At 35.8% G+C, this 17583-nt stretch carries 17 protein-coding genes; 14 read left to right on the top strand and 3 right to left on the bottom strand.

Annotated elements, in window-relative coordinates; genetic code table 11:
• Positions 1-39 precede the first annotated feature (39 nt).
• The 11 genes from PGC35_RS19325 (at position 40) to PGC35_RS19375 (ending at position 9754) form a co-directional block, all read left to right on the top strand.
• Positions 40-1290, top strand: coding sequence for a substrate-binding domain-containing protein (locus PGC35_RS19325; RefSeq protein WP_375220300.1), 1251 nt, complete (start codon positions 40-42; stop codon positions 1288-1290).
• Between the two features lie 100 nt (positions 1291-1390).
• Positions 1391-2158, top strand: a complete 768-nt coding sequence (locus tag PGC35_RS19330; protein ID WP_053589437.1) for an ABC transporter ATP-binding protein — start codon at positions 1391-1393, stop codon at positions 2156-2158.
• A complete protein-coding gene (locus PGC35_RS19335; protein ID WP_056829947.1) occupies positions 2142-2849 on the top strand; it encodes an ABC transporter ATP-binding protein in 708 nt (235 codons plus the stop codon). The genes PGC35_RS19330 and PGC35_RS19335 overlap by 17 nt, the downstream gene beginning before the upstream one ends.
• Before the next feature lie 12 nt (positions 2850-2861).
• Complete coding sequence (locus PGC35_RS19340; protein WP_053589439.1) at positions 2862-3722, top strand: branched-chain amino acid ABC transporter permease; 861 nt, start codon at positions 2862-2864, stop codon at positions 3720-3722.
• A 6-nt stretch (positions 3723-3728) separates the two neighbouring features.
• Positions 3729-4742, top strand: a complete 1014-nt coding sequence (locus PGC35_RS19345; RefSeq protein WP_053589440.1) for a branched-chain amino acid ABC transporter permease — start codon at positions 3729-3731, stop codon at positions 4740-4742.
• A complete protein-coding gene (locus PGC35_RS19350) occupies positions 4739-5761 on the top strand; it encodes a 3-oxoacyl-ACP synthase (protein WP_053589441.1) in 1023 nt (340 codons plus the stop codon). Before PGC35_RS19345 ends, PGC35_RS19350 begins: the two co-directional genes overlap by 4 nt.
• Positions 5761-6672: an intracellular short-chain-length polyhydroxyalkanoate depolymerase gene (phaZ, locus tag PGC35_RS19355; RefSeq protein WP_375220301.1), complete on the top strand. Its 912-nt coding sequence runs from the start codon at positions 5761-5763 to the stop codon at positions 6670-6672. Before PGC35_RS19350 ends, phaZ begins: the two co-directional genes overlap by 1 nt.
• A complete protein-coding gene (gene fabG / locus PGC35_RS19360; protein WP_053589443.1) occupies positions 6656-7396 on the top strand; it encodes a 3-oxoacyl-ACP reductase FabG in 741 nt (246 codons plus the stop codon). Before phaZ ends, fabG begins: the two co-directional genes overlap by 17 nt.
• Positions 7397-7415: 19 nt before the next feature.
• Entirely contained in the window at positions 7416-8915 is a 1500-nt protein-coding gene (locus PGC35_RS19365) for an AMP-binding protein (protein ID WP_375220302.1), read from the top strand.
• A gap of 111 nt (positions 8916-9026) precedes the next feature.
• A complete protein-coding gene (locus PGC35_RS19370; RefSeq protein ID WP_053589445.1) occupies positions 9027-9452 on the top strand; it encodes an acyl-CoA thioesterase in 426 nt (141 codons plus the stop codon).
• On the top strand, positions 9452-9754 hold the full coding sequence (locus PGC35_RS19375; protein ID WP_053589446.1) for a hypothetical protein: 303 nt from the start codon (positions 9452-9454) through the stop codon (positions 9752-9754). Before PGC35_RS19370 ends, PGC35_RS19375 begins: the two co-directional genes overlap by 1 nt.
• Before the next feature lie 9 nt (positions 9755-9763).
• Here PGC35_RS19375 and PGC35_RS19380 read toward each other — a convergent pair whose 3' ends face one another.
• Positions 9764-10057, bottom strand: coding sequence for a HesB/YadR/YfhF family protein (locus PGC35_RS19380; RefSeq protein ID WP_375220303.1), 294 nt, complete (start codon positions 10055-10057; stop codon positions 9764-9766).
• Between the two features lie 69 nt (positions 10058-10126).
• On the bottom strand, positions 10127-10732 hold the full coding sequence (plsY, locus tag PGC35_RS19385) for a glycerol-3-phosphate 1-O-acyltransferase PlsY (protein WP_053589448.1): 606 nt from the start codon (positions 10730-10732) through the stop codon (positions 10127-10129).
• Positions 10733-11140: 408 nt separating this feature from the next.
• Here plsY and parE point away from each other — a divergent pair, with 408 nt between their 5' ends.
• From parE to PGC35_RS19400, 3 genes are read left to right on the top strand one after another with little or no spacing between them, the layout of a single operon-like run.
• Positions 11141-13141 (top strand): DNA topoisomerase IV subunit B, encoded by a 2001-nt coding sequence (parE, locus tag PGC35_RS19390; protein WP_375220304.1) that lies wholly within the window; start codon positions 11141-11143, stop codon positions 13139-13141.
• On the top strand, positions 13138-15570 hold the full coding sequence (parC, locus tag PGC35_RS19395) for a DNA topoisomerase IV subunit A (RefSeq protein ID WP_375220305.1): 2433 nt from the start codon (positions 13138-13140) through the stop codon (positions 15568-15570). The genes parE and parC overlap by 4 nt, the downstream gene beginning before the upstream one ends.
• A 9-nt stretch (positions 15571-15579) precedes the next feature.
• Positions 15580-16764, top strand: a complete 1185-nt coding sequence (locus PGC35_RS19400) for an MFS transporter (RefSeq protein ID WP_375220306.1) — start codon at positions 15580-15582, stop codon at positions 16762-16764.
• Here PGC35_RS19400 and PGC35_RS19405 read toward each other — a convergent pair.
• Positions 16757-16969 (bottom strand): hypothetical protein, encoded by a 213-nt coding sequence (locus PGC35_RS19405; RefSeq protein ID WP_375220307.1) that lies wholly within the window; start codon positions 16967-16969, stop codon positions 16757-16759. The genes PGC35_RS19400 and PGC35_RS19405 overlap by 8 nt on opposite strands.
• Between the last annotated feature and the right edge of the window lie 614 nt (positions 16970-17583).

Below are 17583 nucleotides of genomic sequence, written 5' to 3' on the forward strand. Positions count from 1 at the left end.
CATGATAACGCTTACAAAAAGCTTTGAAGGGGGATTTACATGACAAAAAAATGGGGATTATTGTTAACGCTATTATTCGTTCTAATTGTCAGTGCTGCATGTAGCGAAAAAGCTACTACAAAAACAGAAAAAGAAAAGGACGAAACAACTCCAGTTACAAGTGAAGTGACTGAAGAAGGCGGTACTATCAAAGTTGGGGTACTTGCTTCTTTAACTGGGGCTCTTGAGTCTTATGGTAAACAAACGAAAAATGGATTTGAGTTAGGTCTTGAATATGCTACCGATGGAACAATGGAAGTAGCAGGCAAAAAAATCGAAGTTGTTTTTGAAGACACAGAAACAAAACCTGAAGTAGCAGTTCAAAAAGCAACAAAGCTTTTGGAAGAAGATGAAGTAGATTTCTTAGTAGGATCCTCTAGCTCAGGTGATACATTAGCTGTCCTTCCTCTAGCAGAAGAATATGAAAAAATTATGATTGTTGAGCCAGCTGTTGCTGACAGTATTACAGGTTCAGAGTACAATCCATACATTTTTAGAACTGGTCGTAACTCCTCACAAGATGCTGTAGCAGGTGCTGCTGCAATCGCTAAACCAGGAGTAAAAATTGCTACGTTTGCACCAGATTATTCATTTGGATGGGATGGAATAGCTGCATTTAAAGCGGCTGCAGAAAAATTAGGAGCAGAGGTAGTGTTGGAAGAGTACGCTGATCCAGCTGCTACTGACTTTACTTCTAACTTACAAAAGATTATCCAAGAAAAGCCTGACTACTTATTTGTTGTGTGGGCAGGTGCAAACTCTCCTTGGAATCAAATTGCTGACTTAAAACTACAAGAAAAAGGTATTAAAATTTCAACAGGAGCTCCTGATATTCCTGCATTATCCGTAATGGAACCATTAGTTGGTATGGAAGGCTTCTCTGTTTACTATCATACACTTCCTGATAATGAAATTAATACTTGGTTAGTAGATGAACACAAAAAACGTTTTAACGGTGAAGTTCCTGACTTATTTACTCCAGGAGGAATGTCTGCTGCAATAGCAATTGTAGAGGCTTTGAAAAAATCTGAAGGAAATGCAGATGGTAATGAGCTGATCAAGGTAATGGAAGGTATGTCATTTGAGACGCCAAAAGGAACAATGACATTCAGACCAGAAGATCATCAAGCATTACAATCTCTTTACTCTATTAAACTAGAAAAACAAGATGGTGTTGACTATCCTGTTCCAGTTTTAATAAGAGAGCTATCTCCAGAAGAAACAGAACCACCGATTTTGAATAATAAATAAAAAAAATTGAGTGACGGCCTAATAATATTAGGTCTGTCACTCTCCATATTATAGATTTCTCTATGATATGGAGAGTGACAGTTGAAAGGAGTTAAGTGGAATGGAACCTATACTGAGAACTGAAAATCTAACCATTAAGTTTGGTGGTCAAACTGCTGTTGACCATGTTAATTTTTCTATGCCAGCAAAACATTTCAAGTCTATTATTGGACCAAATGGTGCAGGAAAAACTACTTTTTTTAATTTATTGAGTGGTGAGTTAAACCCTACAGAGGGAGATGTGTTTTTTAGAGGTGAATCAATGTCTAAATATTCCTCCGTTCAACGAACAAGAAAAGGGCTTGGGCGTTCTTTTCAAATTACAAATGTATTTCCTAATTTAACGGTAATAGAAAATGTTCGTTTAGCTGTTCAATCTAAAGAAAATATTCGTTATCAAATTCTTCGCCATTTTACATCATATAAAGACTTGCACATTCAGGCTGAAAAGCTATTAGAAATAGTTTTGCTTTCTAGTAAAGCAAATGCTTTTGCAAATCAACTATCACATGGAGAAAAACGAAAACTAGAAATTGCGATGTTACTTGCTTTAGATACAGAAGTATTACTGTTGGACGAACCAACTGCTGGAATGTCCTTAGAAGAAGTCCCTGCCATTTTAGATGTAATCAAACAGATTAAACAAACGGGTGAAAAGACGATTTTATTGATTGAACATAAAATGGATATGATTATGGATTTATCTGATTCTATCATGGTTTTATTTAACGGTAGATTACTAGCGGATGGTACACCTACAGAAATTATGAATAATGAAACCGTTCAACATGCATATTTAGGAGGGTTGTACGATGAGCATCTTGCTTAAAGTAGAAAATGTTCACACGTATATAGGGCAATATCACATTTTACAAGGTGTTTCATTTGTAGCCAAAGAAGGAGAAGTAAGTGTTTTACTAGGTAGAAATGGAGCCGGAAAAACAACTACTTTAAAAACAATCATGGGATTGACTCCTGCTAATTCAGGTTCCATTGTTTTTCAAGATAAAGATATAACTAAAAATGCGACTCATCATATTGCTTCAAATGGCATTGGATATGTTCCGGAGGATCAAGGAATATTTGGTGCACTTACGGTAGAAGAAAATATCAAAGTTGCTATGCGAAAAGAAGATGATAGTGCACTTGCAAGACAGGATTACGTACTGGAGTTATTCCCAGATCTTAAGAAGTATTGGAAAAAGGAAGGCGGACATCTATCTGGTGGTCAAAAGCAAATGCTATCAATGGCAAGAGCTTTTGTTAACGAGAGTAAACTACTGTTAATAGATGAGCCATCTAAAGGCCTTGCACCAGTTGTCATCGAAAAAGTGATGGAAGCTATAATTGAAATGAAAAAACAAACTACAATTATATTAGTAGAACAAAATTTTATTATGGCTAGTAGAATTGGCGATACATACACACTAATAGATGATGGCGAGACCGTACAATCTGGTCAAATGAGTGAGTTAATACAGAATGAAGAGCTAAAACGTAAGTATTTAGGAATTGGGTGAGGGGGTAATAAAATGGAACTAATCATCAATTTATTGATAAATGGCTTAGCTACTGGGATGCTAATATTTCTATTGGCTGCTGGTTTAACGTTAATCTTTGGCTTAATGGATGTTTTAAACTTTGCTCATGGTGGGTTATTTGCATGGGGAGCCTTCTCTGGAGTATGGTTTTATGGATTAACTGACAGTTTTACTATTGCCATCCTAGGAGCTATTTTAACGGGTATAGTGCTTGGATTTATAACGGAGAAACTCATTATTACTCCCGTTTACGGTAATCACATTCAACAAATATTGATCACCTTAGGTTTTATGATCGTTTTATCAGAAATGTTGAAGGTTGTTTTCGGACCAAATCAAATTGCGGCAAAAACACCTCCTTTATTATCCGGGAGCTGGGAAGTTGGCGATGTCATCATTATCAAATATCGCTTATTTATCATATTGATAGGCTTTCTAGTATTTGGCGTTTTCCAGTTTATACTGAAGCGTACTAAAATTGGTTTGATCGTACGTGCAGGAGTTATGAACAAAGAAATGGTTCAAGCTCTTGGTATAAATATCAAACAAGTTTTCTTATACGTGTTTATGGTAGGAGCTGGTCTTGCAGCATTGGGCGGCGTACTTATGGCTCCTTATTCTGGGGTAATTTATGCAGAAATGGGTATGGAATTTGCGATTTTAGCATTTATAGTCGTAGTCATTGGTGGTATGGGAAGTTTTCCTGGATCTCTTCTTGCCGCAATACTTGTTGGTCTTGCAGGCAGCTTCATGGCGTACTATGTTCCAGCTTTATCACTTGCGGTCAATATGATGCTAATGGCAATCGTATTAATTTTCCGTCCACAAGGTTTGTTTACTGCGAAAGGATGATGCGAAATGAAGTCAAAATTCCAATTAACTAATGCTGTATTAATAATAATGGTAGCTGCTTTGACAGTTTTCCCGTTTGTTTCAGACTCTAGAACTTGGACAATATTGCTTACACAAATATTTATTTTTTCTATCTTAGCTATGAGCTATGACATTTTGCTTGGATATACTGGGATCGTCTCATTCGGTCATGCAATGTTTTTTGGGATGGGCGCTTATGCTACTGCTATTATGCTCAATCATTTTGAGGCAACGTTGGGTATATTTTTTCTATCTATCCTAGTAGGTATGGTGTTAGCAGCCGTAATCAGTTTTTTGGTTGGATTACTCACTTTAAGATTAAAAAGCCATTTCTTTGCAATGCTTACAATGGCTGTGTCAGGTTTATTTTTAGTACTTGCAGAAAAATGGAGAACACTTACGTATGGTAATGATGGATTTACATTTCGTGCACCAGAGTTCTTTAAAGATCGTATGATGTTTTATCTTCTTGTTCTTGCTTGTTTAGTACTTGTTTTCTTTTTCTTAAGAAGATTTGTTGAATCTCCTTTAGGAAGAGTCTTAATAGCTGTACGTGAAAACGAACAGAGAACAAAATCATTAGGATTTCAAACATTGCATTATAAAGTAATCGCTTCCGTCGTAGCTGGGGTTGTCGCAAGCTTGGCTGGTTCACTGTACGCTATTTCTCTACGGTTTGTGAATACGAGTGTACTCACAATGGATATAACACTTGATGCTCTCCTGATGACTATAATTGGAGGCGTAGGAACATTAATAGGTCCAATTATTGGGGCAGGAGTAATTGAACTAGCTCAGCATTACTTGTCTGGCCTTGCTAAAGAGCATCCTATTTTCGAAAGATGGATTATTTTCTTTGGAATCATCTATATATTAGCAGTAATATTTTTCCCAAGAGGAATTGTTGGTACAATACGACATGCATTTTGGAAAAGAAAAAACAAAGGCGGCGTATCAGTTGCGATCAATCCAACTAAAAGAAAGGCGGAAGCAAAATGACTGTAGGAATTGTCAGTACTGGTGTGTATATTCCAGACAACGTCATGACAGCCGAGGAAATTGCCGCTCTTTCTAATTTACCTATTGACGTTGTAAAAAGTAAAATGGGGATTACACAAAAACCAATTCCCGGTCCTGAAGATCACACAGTAGCAATGGGAATCAAAGCAGCCGAAAAAGCACTGCAAAAAGGGGCTGTAGATCCAAAAACAATTGATTTAGTTATTTATATCGGGGAAGAACATAAGGAATATCCATTATGGACTGCAGCTATTAAACTACAAGAAGAGATAGGTGCTTATCATGCTTGGGGATTTGATGTGGCTCTTCGTTGTGGGACGACAATTATGGCCATCAAAATAGCAAAAAATATTATGGAATCTGATTCGTCCGTTAATACTGTTCTACTTGCTGGCGGTTACAGAAACAATGACTTTATAGATTATACAAATGAAAGAACTCGCTTTATGTTCAATCTCGGAGCGGGTGGAGCAGCAATTATATTAAAAAAAGATCATCATGAAAATATTATTCTAGAGTCAGAGATTATAACAGATGGGTCTTTTTCTGAAGATGTAGTAGTACCAGTCGGCGGAACGAAAGAACCACTTACAGTGGACCATTTACAAAAGGGATTATATAGATTAGATGTGTTAGATCCTGAAGGCATGAAGGCAAGACTTGAACAAAAGTCGATGCAAAATTTTATAAAAGTCATTCGTAATGCATTATTTAAAAGTGGTTATTCAGATAATGATATTGACTATTTAGCTATTCTCCATATGAAAAAATCAGCTCATGATTTTGTCTTAAATGAACTAGGATTATCCAGTGAACAATCGATCTATTTGAGCGATTATGGACATATTGGTCAAATGGATCAGATTATTTCGTTAGAGCTTGCACAAGAAGCTGGGAAGCTAAAAGATGGTGATCTTGCTGTTCTTGTAAGCGCCGGCATTGGTTATGCATGGGGAGCTGTAGCAGTAAGATGGGGTCAGCAAGGGGGAGAAAAGTGATGAGTTTACCAAAATTATCTTTAGCAAATGGAGAAACAATTGCGTATCGTTTACGTCCAGGCGGCGAAGAAGTGATTGTATTAGTACATGGCAATATGACCTCTTCAAAACATTGGGATGTGTTTATCGATACAATAGATCAAAAGTATACGTTATATGCAATTGATTTAAGAGGATTTGGAGAGTCTACGTACCAAACGAGAGTTCAAAGTATAAAGAATTTCTCAGATGACTTGAAGGAAGTTGTCGACCTTTTATCATTAGAAAAGTTCTTCTTAATAGGTTGGTCTACAGGCGGAGCAATTTGTATGCAGTTTGTTGCAGACTATCCAGACTACTGTGAGAAACTAGTTTTGTTAGCATCTGCCTCAACGAGAGGGTATCCTTTCTATGGAACAAATGAGGATGGAACACCAAACATGAACGATAGATTTCAAACGATTGAAGATGTAGAAAATGATCCATCTAAAACAAGAGCGATGCAAGAATTATATGACACCAATAATAAAGAAGGATTGAAGGCAGTATGGAATGCTGCTATATATTCTCACAAGCAACCGGAGAAAGAACGTTATGAAGCTTATTTGGATGATATGTTGACACAACGAAATTTGGCGGATGTCTACCATTCATTAAACACATTTAATATTAGCTCATATCATAACGGAGTAACTGAAGGAACAAATCAAGCAAAAGATATTACCATTCCCGTACTTATTTTAAGAGGAGATCGGGATTATGTCGTGAACGAGGAAATGACACAAGAACTTGTGAAGGACTTAGGAGACAATGCCACTTATATACCATTAGTAAATTGCGGTCATTCTCCATTAATCGATGATTTGGAGCAGTTAACAAATCGTATCGAAACATTTTTAACGGAGGAGAAAGCATATGAGGTTAAAAGATAAAGTCGCTATAATTACAGGAGCAGCCAATGGAATAGGTTTAGCTGCAGTTCTTCGATTTGCAGAAGAAGGAGCTAAGGTAGTGATAGCTGATTTTGATGCAAACACAGGTACAAACCAAGAAAAAGAATTAATAGAAAAAGGATATGAAGTTAAATTTGTTCAAGTGGACGTTGCAAACCGCGAAAGTGTAGAAGCACTTGTACAACAGACGGTTGACCATTTTGGAACAATCGATATCTTAATAAATAATGCTGGTATTACAAGAGACGCAATGCTGTCTAAAATGACAGTGGAAGACTTCTCGCGTGTTCTAGATGTAAATTTAACCGGCGTTTTTAATTGTACACAGGCAGTTCTTCCACATTTAGTGGAAAAAGGATACGGAAAAATAATAAATACTTCCTCAGTTAGTGGGATTTATGGAAATGTCGGTCAAACTAATTATGCTGCTTCAAAAGCTGCGGTTGTTGGCATGACCAAAACTTGGGCAAAAGAATTAGGACGTAAAGGCATTAATGTTAATGCAGTAGCACCAGGTTTTACAAGCACGTCTATGGTAGCTAAAATGCCAGAAAAGATTATTGACCAAATGAAATCAGTTGTTGCCTTACAGCGACTTGGCATTCCTACAGAAATAGCGAATGCATATTTGTTTTTAGCATCAGACGAATCAAGTTATGTACATGGTCACGTCTTACACGTCGATGGCGGTATTATGATGTAATGAAAGGAGCGGTTGCAAAGTGTTTACAGAACAAGCTTGGATATATAAACGTGCAGCACTGTCTCCGACAAAAACCGCTTTGATCGACAGTAATTCTGGCGAGCAATGGAATTATAAAACGTTAACAGATCATATATCTAAATGGGTTCACTATTTTCAAGAAAAGCAGTATGTAAAAGGCGATCGAATAGTAATCCTTTCTCAAAATCGAATTGAGTTATTCGCGATCCTGTTTGCTTGTGGATTAAAAGGGCTTTTATATGTTCCTCTTAACTTTCGATTGAGTGTTTCAGAGCTGAATTATATATTAAATGACTGTGAACCGGTATTGGTGATCCACGATGAAGAGCATAAAGAAATATGTTCCAAATTTGAAAAAGTAGATTGTCTGCTACTTACAAAGGTATTAGACGAGAGAATTGAATTTTATCCTTCTAAATCAGTATGGAGTTCAACGGATCCATGGTTAATCATATATACTGGTGGAACTACCGGAAAGCCAAAAGGGGTTGTCCTTTCATTTGATGCAGTGAATTGGAACGCTATTAATACAATTGTTAGTTGGGGACTAAGCGACATGGATTGTACATTAAACTATATGCCAATGTTTCACACAGGAGGCCTAAATGCACTTTGTATTCCAATATTAATGGCAGGGGGCACAGTCGTCACTGGTAGTCGTTTTAATGCTGAAGAAGCACTTATGGCTTTAAATACTTACAAGACGACGATGTCTCTATTCGTTCCTACTATGTATCAAGCGATGCTAGAGACTGATTATATTAAAAGAGCAACGTTTCCAACTGTAAAAGCTTTTTTATCAGGTGGAGCTCCATGTCCAAAGACTATTTACAACCAATTTGAAGAAAAGGGAATTCTTTTTAAAGAAGGTTACGGTCTTACTGAAGCTGGACCTAATAACTTTTTTATTTGTCCTCAAAGAGCGAGTAATAAAAAAGGATCCGTTGGTAAATGCATGCAATTTAACGAAGTAAAAATTATGAATGAGTTTGGCGAATTATGTAATGAGAATGAAATAGGAGAATTATATATCTCAGGCAAGCATGTATTCACAATGTATTGGAACAACGAAGAAGAAACCAAGATAGCAAAAGTAGATGGCTGGTTAAAAACAGGTGACTTGGCTATGTATGATGATGAAGGTGATTATTATATCGTAGGAAGAAAAAAAGAGATGATTATTTCAGGAGGAGAAAATGTATATCCCCAGGAAGTAGAGCAGTGTCTCGTTTTACATCCAAACATACGAGAAGCAGCAGTAATCGGTATAGAAGATGAAAAATGGGGAGAGTGTGTGACTGCTTTCGTCACCTGTAAAGAATCAATCGTATCTTTTGAAGCTGAAATAATTACTTATTGTAAAAAATCACTCGGAAGCTATAAAGTACCGAAAAAAATATTTATCTTAAATGAACTTCCTCGAACCGATGTTGGCAAAATAGACAAAAAGAAATTACAACAATTACCTAGTAACGAAAAAAAAAGTGAAATCTGTTAACACGGAGTCAGTTATTCCGATAACTGACTCCTTCCTATGCTCATTCATAGGTTTACTTTTCAGCTTTTTATGTTACTTTTCTGTATAATATATATAGAGGTGACATGAAAGATGTATATAAGTGAAAAAGAAATAGAAGTGCGCTATGCAGAAACAGATCAAATGGGCGTTGTCTATCATGCAAATTATGTTATTTGGTTAGAAATTGGACGAACTCAATTGATTCAAGACTTGGGATTCACGTATGCAGGCCTTGAAGCAGATGGATATATCTCCCCTGTAACGAATGTCAATATTAACTATATGTCTTCTGTAAAATACGGAGAGACAGTAACAGTTAGAACCTGGATTGAGAGCCATGGAAAACTTCGTACTACTTATGGATATGAGATTTTACATAAAGATGGAACGATTGCATCAAAAGCTACATCCGAGCATGTTATCGTCAAAAAAGATAATTTCCGACCGGTTTCACTAAAAAAAATCAATCCGCAATGGGATTCGAAATATACTGAAATTGCAAAGGAACTTGTTTAATGGCTTTTGGAATTACACGTGATGAATTAAATGAATGGAAACGAAATGTACATAATGAGCAAATTGCATTTTTAACGCATTATTGGGTCGACAAACGTTTTCCAGGTTGTAATACGGTTACAAAAGTAGGCTGTAGTAATCTTTCCATTTTAATTGAGTGGGGTAAGCAGTACGGTTTAAAAGAAGAATGGATTGATTTCAAAGAAGGATATCCTCATTTTGACTTATTCGGTAAACACGAATATGACATTATGAAAAAAGAAGGTCAACTTGAACAGCTTAAGAGGTTTAAAAAAGCGTGACAATAAATGTCACGCTTTTTTATAGGAGTAGGCTAATTCCTCCGTCTTGGTGTCTACATCTACATAAAGATCATGACCATTGAAAAACCATTCATCTTTCTCCTCGATAAAAAACAAGATATTTTCTATCGTTACAGTTACTGATGGAATTACGGGAGTATCAATTGTCATTCCTAAGGAGAACCCTTCGTTTATTGGACTAGTTCCGCCATAACGAGCATAGAAACGAATTGTTTCGCCATTCTGTACTTCCATTTCGTCATGGAACCATTTTAGTGCATCAGTGGAGATGAATATTTTCATGTGTAATCACCAAGCTTTCTTTAAAATCATTCGAGCATATTACATCTCATGGTAATAAGTGCGTAGTTGCTAAATCCATTTGACTTTCGGTTCTGTTCCTTCTTTGATTCGTTTTATATTCGTACGATGTCTATAAAAGATGAAAATTGCAAGAAGTAGTACTATACCAATCAATGGTAAATCGTGGTCTACAGTATAGTGATAAATAATAGCATATAAAACCGCAATGATAGAAAGAATCATTGACGTTAGAGAAACCATTTTAGTTAATTTTAGGATAATGAAAAATCCAACAACTAATAGCACAAATATAGGCCAGTTATATCCCAATAATATTCCACCTGAAGTGGCAACTGCTTTTCCGCCTTTAAACTTCGCAAATATAGGGAACATATGTCCTACAACAGCAATGATACCTAAAATTAATGGATGAACATTAGCAGATTCAAAAAATGGTAACGCACCTAAAAGTGTTGCAGCTGTTCCTTTTAATATGTCCATGATTGTAACTACTAACCCGGCTTTTTTTCCAAGTGTGCGGAAAGTATTTGTACCACCTAGATTACCGCTTCCGTGCTCTCTTATATCTGTATTATAAAATAACTTTCCAACCCAAAGTCCTGAAGGGATGGAACCAATTAGATAAGCGAGTAAAAGTAAAATGAATGTAGTCATAGCATACTCCTTTTATTATGAAACTAATAATATAATGAACTTTTCTTAGTTTACCATGTACATAAAGCTCTCTTCAATGTTTAGTAAGTAAATATCTATTTAATAATACTAACCAAAAAATACTTTATAACGGTATAATTAATTATATATAATGAGCTAACATCATTAGAGTTATGTAATATATAGTCAATTGATGCTGAAAAAATGTCTAAATTATTATGCTATTATGAACTTTGTTTATAAAGTTTGGTATTACTATGAAGGAATAAGGAGCTTTAATAGAGAAAGCTATGGTATGGCAGATTGCATTACACTAGAAATTTATTTACAATTAAATTCTGTCCTATGTACTGTAAGTATTGACACATCGACAATCTGTTTGTAGGCTTAAATAGAAGTTAAGAACGGATGTTTTGTTTTTTTGGAGGGGAACATATTTTGCGTAAAGATGAACTATTAACAAGTTATAGTGATGATGATATTCAGGTATTAGAAGGGTTAGAAGCCGTTCGGAAAAGACCTGGTATGTATATCGGATCAACAGATACTAGAGGATTGCATCATTTAGTATACGAAATAGTAGATAATGCAGTAGATGAAAGTCTTGCTGGTTTTGGGGAGCATATAATTGTAACTATACATGAAGACCAAAGCATTACTGTTCGTGATTTTGGGCGTGGAATGCCAACAGGTACACATAGAACTGGAATACCTACTGCAGAAGTAATTTTTACAGTGTTACATGCGGGTGGTAAGTTTGGACAAGGTGGATATAAAACGAGTGGAGGACTCCACGGAGTAGGTGCATCCGTCGTGAATGCACTATCTTCATATGTTGAGGTAATTATCCATCGTGACGGCAAAAAGTTCATGCAACGCTTTGAAAATGGTGGTAAAGTCGTACAATCATTGACTCAAATAGGGTCTACTAAAGAAACAGGTACTTCTGTTCATTTCTTGCCGGATCCTAACATATTTTCAGTCATTAAATACAATTACGAGACGTTAAGCGAAAGATTAAGAGAATCTGCTTTTCTTTTAAAGGGATTAAAAATAGAACTACTCGATGAGCGAACAGGTGCTCATGATATTTTTTACTTTGAAACAGGAATAGAAGCATTCGTAGCATATCTAAATGAAGAAAAAGATGTATTACATCCGGTTTTCTATATGGAAGGCTCTCATGATGAGATAGAAGTTGAATTTGCTTTTCAATTTAATGATGGTTATTCAGAAACCATTCTGTCGTTTGTTAACAATGTCCGTACTCGAGATGGCGGAACGCATGAAACAGGTGCAAAAGCTGCTTTAACAAGAGTATTTAATGATTATGCTCGTAAAACAAATTTGTTAAAAGAGAAAGCTAAAAACTTGGAAGGTTCTGATATACGAGAAGGAGTTTCTGCGGTAATATCTGTTCGTATCCCAGAGAATATATTACAATTCGAAGGCCAAACAAAAGGCAAACTAGGTACAAGTGAAGCAAGAAGCGCTGTAGATGCTGTCATTTCTGAAAAACTACAGTATATATTAGAAGAAAACTCAGAGTTAGCTTCTTCTCTAATTCGAAAAGCTATTCGTGCACAACAAGCTCGTGAAGCAGCGAGAAAGGCACGTGAAGATGCTCGAAACGGAAAGAAACGAAAACCTTCAGAAATGTTATCTGGTAAGTTAACGCCAGCACAATCGAGAAATGCTGCCAAAAATGAACTATATTTAGTCGAAGGAGATTCAGCAGGAGGATCCGCAAAACAAGGTCGAGATCGAACATTCCAAGCAATCCTTCCTTTACGAGGTAAAGTTATTAATACAGAAAAAGCAAACCTAGCAGATATTATGAAAAATGTAGAAATTGCAACAATCATTCATGCTATTGGAGGCGGGGTTGGAGCAGATTTCCAAATCGATGATATTGCCTATGATAAAGTCGTGATTATGACCGATGCTGATACGGATGGAGCACATATTCAAGTACTGTTATTAACCTTTTTCTACCGCTATATGAAACCGTTGATTGAAAATGGAAAGATATATATTGCTTTACCACCACTTTATAAAGTATTTAAAGGGATAGGCAAAAAAGAAGTTTTTGAATATGCATGGACTGAAAAAGAGTTAGAAGCTGCAGCCAATAAAATTGGTAAAGGATACATGCTCCAACGTTATAAGGGACTTGGAGAGATGAATGCCGACCAATTATGGGATACTACCATGAATCCAGAAACCAGAACCCTTGTTCGGGTGACGATTGAAGATGGAGCAAGAGCAGAAAGGCATGTTACAACACTTATGGGTGATAAGGTAGAACCACGTCGTAAATGGATTGAAGCAAACGTAAACTTTAGCTTAGAAGATGATTCAAATATTTTAGAAAATGATAGATTACACACGGAGGATGAATTAGTATGACACAAACCGAACGTTATCAAAATTTACCACTAGAAGAAGTAATCGGTGATCGGTTTGGACGTTATAGTAAATACATCATTCAAGACCGTGCACTACCAGATGCGAGAGATGGGTTAAAGCCTGTTCAACGTCGTATATTATTTGCAATGTTTCAAGAGGGAAATACAAATGATAAACCATTCCGTAAATCTGCTAAAACAGTTGGTAATGTAATCGGGAACTATCATCCACATGGTGATAGTTCCGTTTATGAAGCAATGGTTCGTATGAGTCAGGACTGGAAACTGAGACATATGTTAGTAGAAATGCATGGAAATAATGGTTCTGTTGATGGTGATCCTCCTGCAGCAATGCGTTATACAGAAGCAAGACTTTCTGCCATTTCTCATGAGCTACTAAGAGATATAAACAAAAATACTGTGGATTATATTGCAAATTTCGACGATTCGGATACAGAGCCAGTCGTATTACCTGCACGTTTCCCAAATCTATTAGTGAACGGCTCAACAGGAATATCAGCCGGTTATGCAACGGATATACCACCACATGCACTTCACGAAGCATTAGATGCTGTATTAATGCGTATAGAAAACCCTGCAGCAACAGTGGATGAGTTAATGACTGTTTTAAAAGGTCCTGACTTCCCGACAGGAGGGATTATTCAAGGTGTAGATGGGATTAAAAAAGCTTATGAAACAGGAAAAGGTAAGATTGTCGTTCGATCTAAAACAGAGATTGAATCTATTAAGGGTGGCAAAGAACAAATTGTCATTACGGAAATTCCTTATGAAGTGAATAAAGCCAATTTAGTTAAAAAAATCGATGAACAACGTCACGATAAGCGTTTGGAAGGCATTGCCGATGTGCGAGACGAATCAGATCGTACAGGATTGCGTATTGTTATTGAAATGAAGAAAGATATAGATGCCCACGGTATACTACAATATTTATTTAAAAATACGGATTTACAGGTTACCTACAATTTCAATATGATTGCTATTCATAATCGTAGACCAACAATGATGACATTACCTCTCTTATTAGACTCTTATATTGGTCATCAAAAAGAGGTAGTAACCCGTCGTACTGCATTTGACTTAAAAAAAGCAAAAGAACGTCTGCATATTGTTGCAGGTTTAATGAAAGCTTTATCTATTTTAGATGAAGTTATTAAAACGATCCGTGCATCAAAAGATAAACGTGATGCGAAAAACAATTTAATCGCTAGCTTTGAATTTTCTGAAGCGCAAGCAGAGGCAATCGTGTCCTTACAGCTTTATCGTCTAACAAATACGGATATTACGGAGCTTCAAAAAGAAGAGGAGTCATTGAATGCATTAGTTAAAAAGTTAGAGAGTATTTTAGCTAGTGAGACCGTTCTTTTAAAAGTCATCAAAAAAGAACTACAAGAGGTAAGAAAACAATTTGCAGAACCACGTAAATCAATAATTGAAGATGAAATTGAAGAGATAAAAGTTACACTTGATGTCTTAATTCCAAGTGAAGAAGTAATTGTAACAGTCACGAAAGATGGCTATATTAAACGCACGAGTATGCGTTCGTTTACTGCATCCAACGGACAAGATTTTGCTATCAAGGAGTCTGATTACTTATTGTACCAGGAGCCTATCAACACGCAGCATCATCTACTTCTTTTCACTACCAAAGGTAACTATATCTATCAGCCTGTACATGAGCTTCCGGATATCCGTTGGAAAGATCTTGGCCAACATATCTCAAGCATAATACCATTAGATACAAATGAATCGCTTATTAATGTAATAGGAATTGAGACGTTTGACCTTGATCTATGTGTCCTTACAGCAACCAAGGAAGGACAGATTAAACGATCATTACTTTCTGATTATGTTGTTCAACGTTATGCACGTCCAATAAAAACAATGAACTTGAAAAAAGAAGACGAATTAATCCTTGCACAACTTGTTTCTCCGTCAGATGATGTATTGTTGACGACATATCACAGTTATTCTGTCCGGTTCTCACTTGATGAAGTACCAATTACAGGGGTAAAAACTGGTGGTGTGAAGGCTATAAACTTAAAAGATGATGATCTTGTCGTAAGTGTAAATGTTATTTCTCAAGATAGTCAGGAAGATATTACATTAATAACACATCGTGGGTCAGTGAAAAAAATGGGGCTTAAAGAAATAGAATCTGGCGGACGCGCAAAGCGAGGAATCGTGACTCTACGTGAACTAAAGTCAAACCCTCACAGAGTTTTCGCTGTTATATTGACGAATAAAGCAGATGAAATTGTTTTAGAAACAGAAAAAGGTGTTCAAGAAGTTGTTCAAACGAATTCACTTCGTCCAACTGATCGCTATTCAAATGGATCCTTTATCGTAGATACAGAAAAAGACGGTCAACTTGTTCGAGTTTGGAAACAACCAATTGAACAGAAAGAGTAAGGGAATAATATGTGGAGAAATGCAAATGTTTGGATTGTGTTAGTAGGGGAAATGATTGCGGGACTTGGTCTTTGGAGTGGAGTCATTGGCAATCTAGAATTTATGCAAGAGAAAGTACCATCCGATTTTCATAAATCGTTAATCCTCGCAGGCGGTCTACTAGCCGGTGTACTAATGGGCCCACTAGCAGGGAGGATAATTGATCAATCTAAGAAAAAAACAGTGTTAATAGTATCTAGTGTAGGTAGGATATTAAGTGTTCTATTTATGTTCGTAGCAATTGCAACAGGATCTATTTGGTGGATGGTTTTATTCTTAATTAGTTTACAAATATCCGCTGCGTTTTATTTTCCTGCATTGCAAGCTACATTACCAATGATAGTGAATGAGAAAGACTTGTTACAATTAAACAGTTGGCATATGAACATTGCTACAATTGCACGTGTAGCTGGTACAGCTATTGCTGGCCTTGTTTTAGTCTATTGGTCGATCCAATATCTATATATTTTTTCCATGGTTGCATATGCTGGATTACTGGTATTTACGTGTATGCTCAAATTGGAGGAGAAAGAAGCTGTCACTGTAAATGGGGAGAAAGTAAAAAGCGGATTTAAGGAAATTTTTCCAATGTTAAAGGATAATACTGCAGTTCTCATGACAGTTATCTTAACTTTAATTCCATTATTGTTTTTGGGATCGTTTAATTTAATTGTCATTAATATTAGTGAAATTCAAGATTCCTCTTCCATCAAAGGTTCCATATATGCAGTAGAAGGTTTTGCCTTCATGCTAGGTACGTTAGTCATTAAATATATTGGATCTAAGTGGAAAGTAAGTAATATTCTATTCAGCTTTGTAATAATAATTGGACTTTCTGAGATATTACTATACTTTGCTGAAAGTCCTGCATTGACTCTAACGACTTTTGCTCTTTTTGGTTTTTCCATTGGATGTTTCTTTCCCACTGCAATGACGATCTTTCAAAAACAAGTACCCAAAGAGTTTCACGGAAGATTCTTTTCATTTCGAAATATGTTAGACCGTGTAGCATTTCAATTAGTATTATTGTCAACTGGTGCACTTTTAGATATCATCGGATTGCAATATATGGTAGTTGTTTTTGGTCTAATTAGTGTTTCATTAACATGTATTTTCATGCTACAAATGAAAAAAAGTAAATTAGCATTCAATTAAGCAATATAAAAAGCATTTCCACGGGTAATATACCTTGTTGGAAATGCTTTTTGTGTTTGTTCTGATACTGTTGTAATTTTTCCTTCTTTGTTTTCGTTTTTCGCACGTGCATACTAAATTCAACATCATTTCGGAAAGTTGTAACATCTTTACCAGTATTACGTAGTTGGTGAGAACGTTTTTTATGTGCTGCAGACTTAGCCATGTAACCACTCCTTAAAAATTTATATCTTACAAGAAACAGAGTATATTATTTTATACAAAAACACAAGAGAATGAATGTAAGAATGATATCTATTAGTATGTATGGAGCAAATGGGGAAGTGGTAGCAATGAATCCCGAGTTGTTGTAGAAAATAGTGTTTAAATAATCATGCATAAGTAGTAAGATATTGGAAAAAATACTGACTAAAGCTAAAAACATCAAAATGAAATCTAAAAGAACTTAATTTATTTTTAAAAATAAACAAAACTGACCAGTTATAAATACTGAGATGAAAAGCAATACAAAATCTTTTAGTGTTTATTTGTAAGTGATCAATTGGATGCAATGAAAATAAATATAAACAAAAATATTGATTGTAGTATTAAGTAATAAAATTGATATTTGATACAAAATTCTTTCTGATATCTCACTGTTTCAAGTATACTTCTTCAATGAAATACAACTTCGTATAATTTATATTATGTAAACTTAATTATTTTCAAGGATACCAATAACCAGCCACTTACCTACCTATATGACGAACGACACAAATGTTTTGACTAAAATGACACAAATGTTTTGACTTTCCCTCTTTGCAATACAGTCTATACTTT

This window comes from Psychrobacillus sp. PGGUH221 (assembly GCF_042055255.1).
Classification (GTDB): Bacteria; Bacillota; Bacilli; order Bacillales_A; family Planococcaceae; genus Psychrobacillus.

Coding starts and splice junctions, on each gene's coding strand:
- parE (WP_375220304.1), top strand. CDS start 11,141: ATGTTTTGTTTTTTTGGAGGGGAACATATTTTGCGTAAAGATGAACTA.
- PGC35_RS19325 (WP_375220300.1), top strand. CDS start 40: ATGACAAAAAAATGGGGATTATTGTTAACGCTATTATTCGTTCTAATT.
- PGC35_RS19370 (WP_053589445.1), top strand. CDS start 9,027: ATGTATATAAGTGAAAAAGAAATAGAAGTGCGCTATGCAGAAACAGAT.
- PGC35_RS19335 (WP_056829947.1), top strand. CDS start 2,142: ATGAGCATCTTGCTTAAAGTAGAAAATGTTCACACGTATATAGGGCAA.
- parC (WP_375220305.1), top strand. CDS start 13,138: ATGACACAAACCGAACGTTATCAAAATTTACCACTAGAAGAAGTAATC.
- phaZ (WP_375220301.1), top strand. CDS start 5,761: ATGAGTTTACCAAAATTATCTTTAGCAAATGGAGAAACAATTGCGTAT.
- PGC35_RS19380 (WP_375220303.1), bottom strand. CDS start 10,057: ATGAAAATATTCATCTCCACTGATGCACTAAAATGGTTCCATGACGAA.
- fabG (WP_053589443.1), top strand. CDS start 6,656: ATGAGGTTAAAAGATAAAGTCGCTATAATTACAGGAGCAGCCAATGGA.
- PGC35_RS19350 (WP_053589441.1), top strand. CDS start 4,739: ATGACTGTAGGAATTGTCAGTACTGGTGTGTATATTCCAGACAACGTC.
- PGC35_RS19405 (WP_375220307.1), bottom strand. CDS start 16,969: ATGGCTAAGTCTGCAGCACATAAAAAACGTTCTCACCAACTACGTAAT.
- PGC35_RS19400 (WP_375220306.1), top strand. CDS start 15,580: ATGTGGAGAAATGCAAATGTTTGGATTGTGTTAGTAGGGGAAATGATT.
- PGC35_RS19375 (WP_053589446.1), top strand. CDS start 9,452: ATGGCTTTTGGAATTACACGTGATGAATTAAATGAATGGAAACGAAAT.
- PGC35_RS19345 (WP_053589440.1), top strand. CDS start 3,729: ATGAAGTCAAAATTCCAATTAACTAATGCTGTATTAATAATAATGGTA.
- PGC35_RS19330 (WP_053589437.1), top strand. CDS start 1,391: ATGGAACCTATACTGAGAACTGAAAATCTAACCATTAAGTTTGGTGGT.
- plsY (WP_053589448.1), bottom strand. CDS start 10,732: ATGACTACATTCATTTTACTTTTACTCGCTTATCTAATTGGTTCCATC.
- PGC35_RS19340 (WP_053589439.1), top strand. CDS start 2,862: ATGGAACTAATCATCAATTTATTGATAAATGGCTTAGCTACTGGGATG.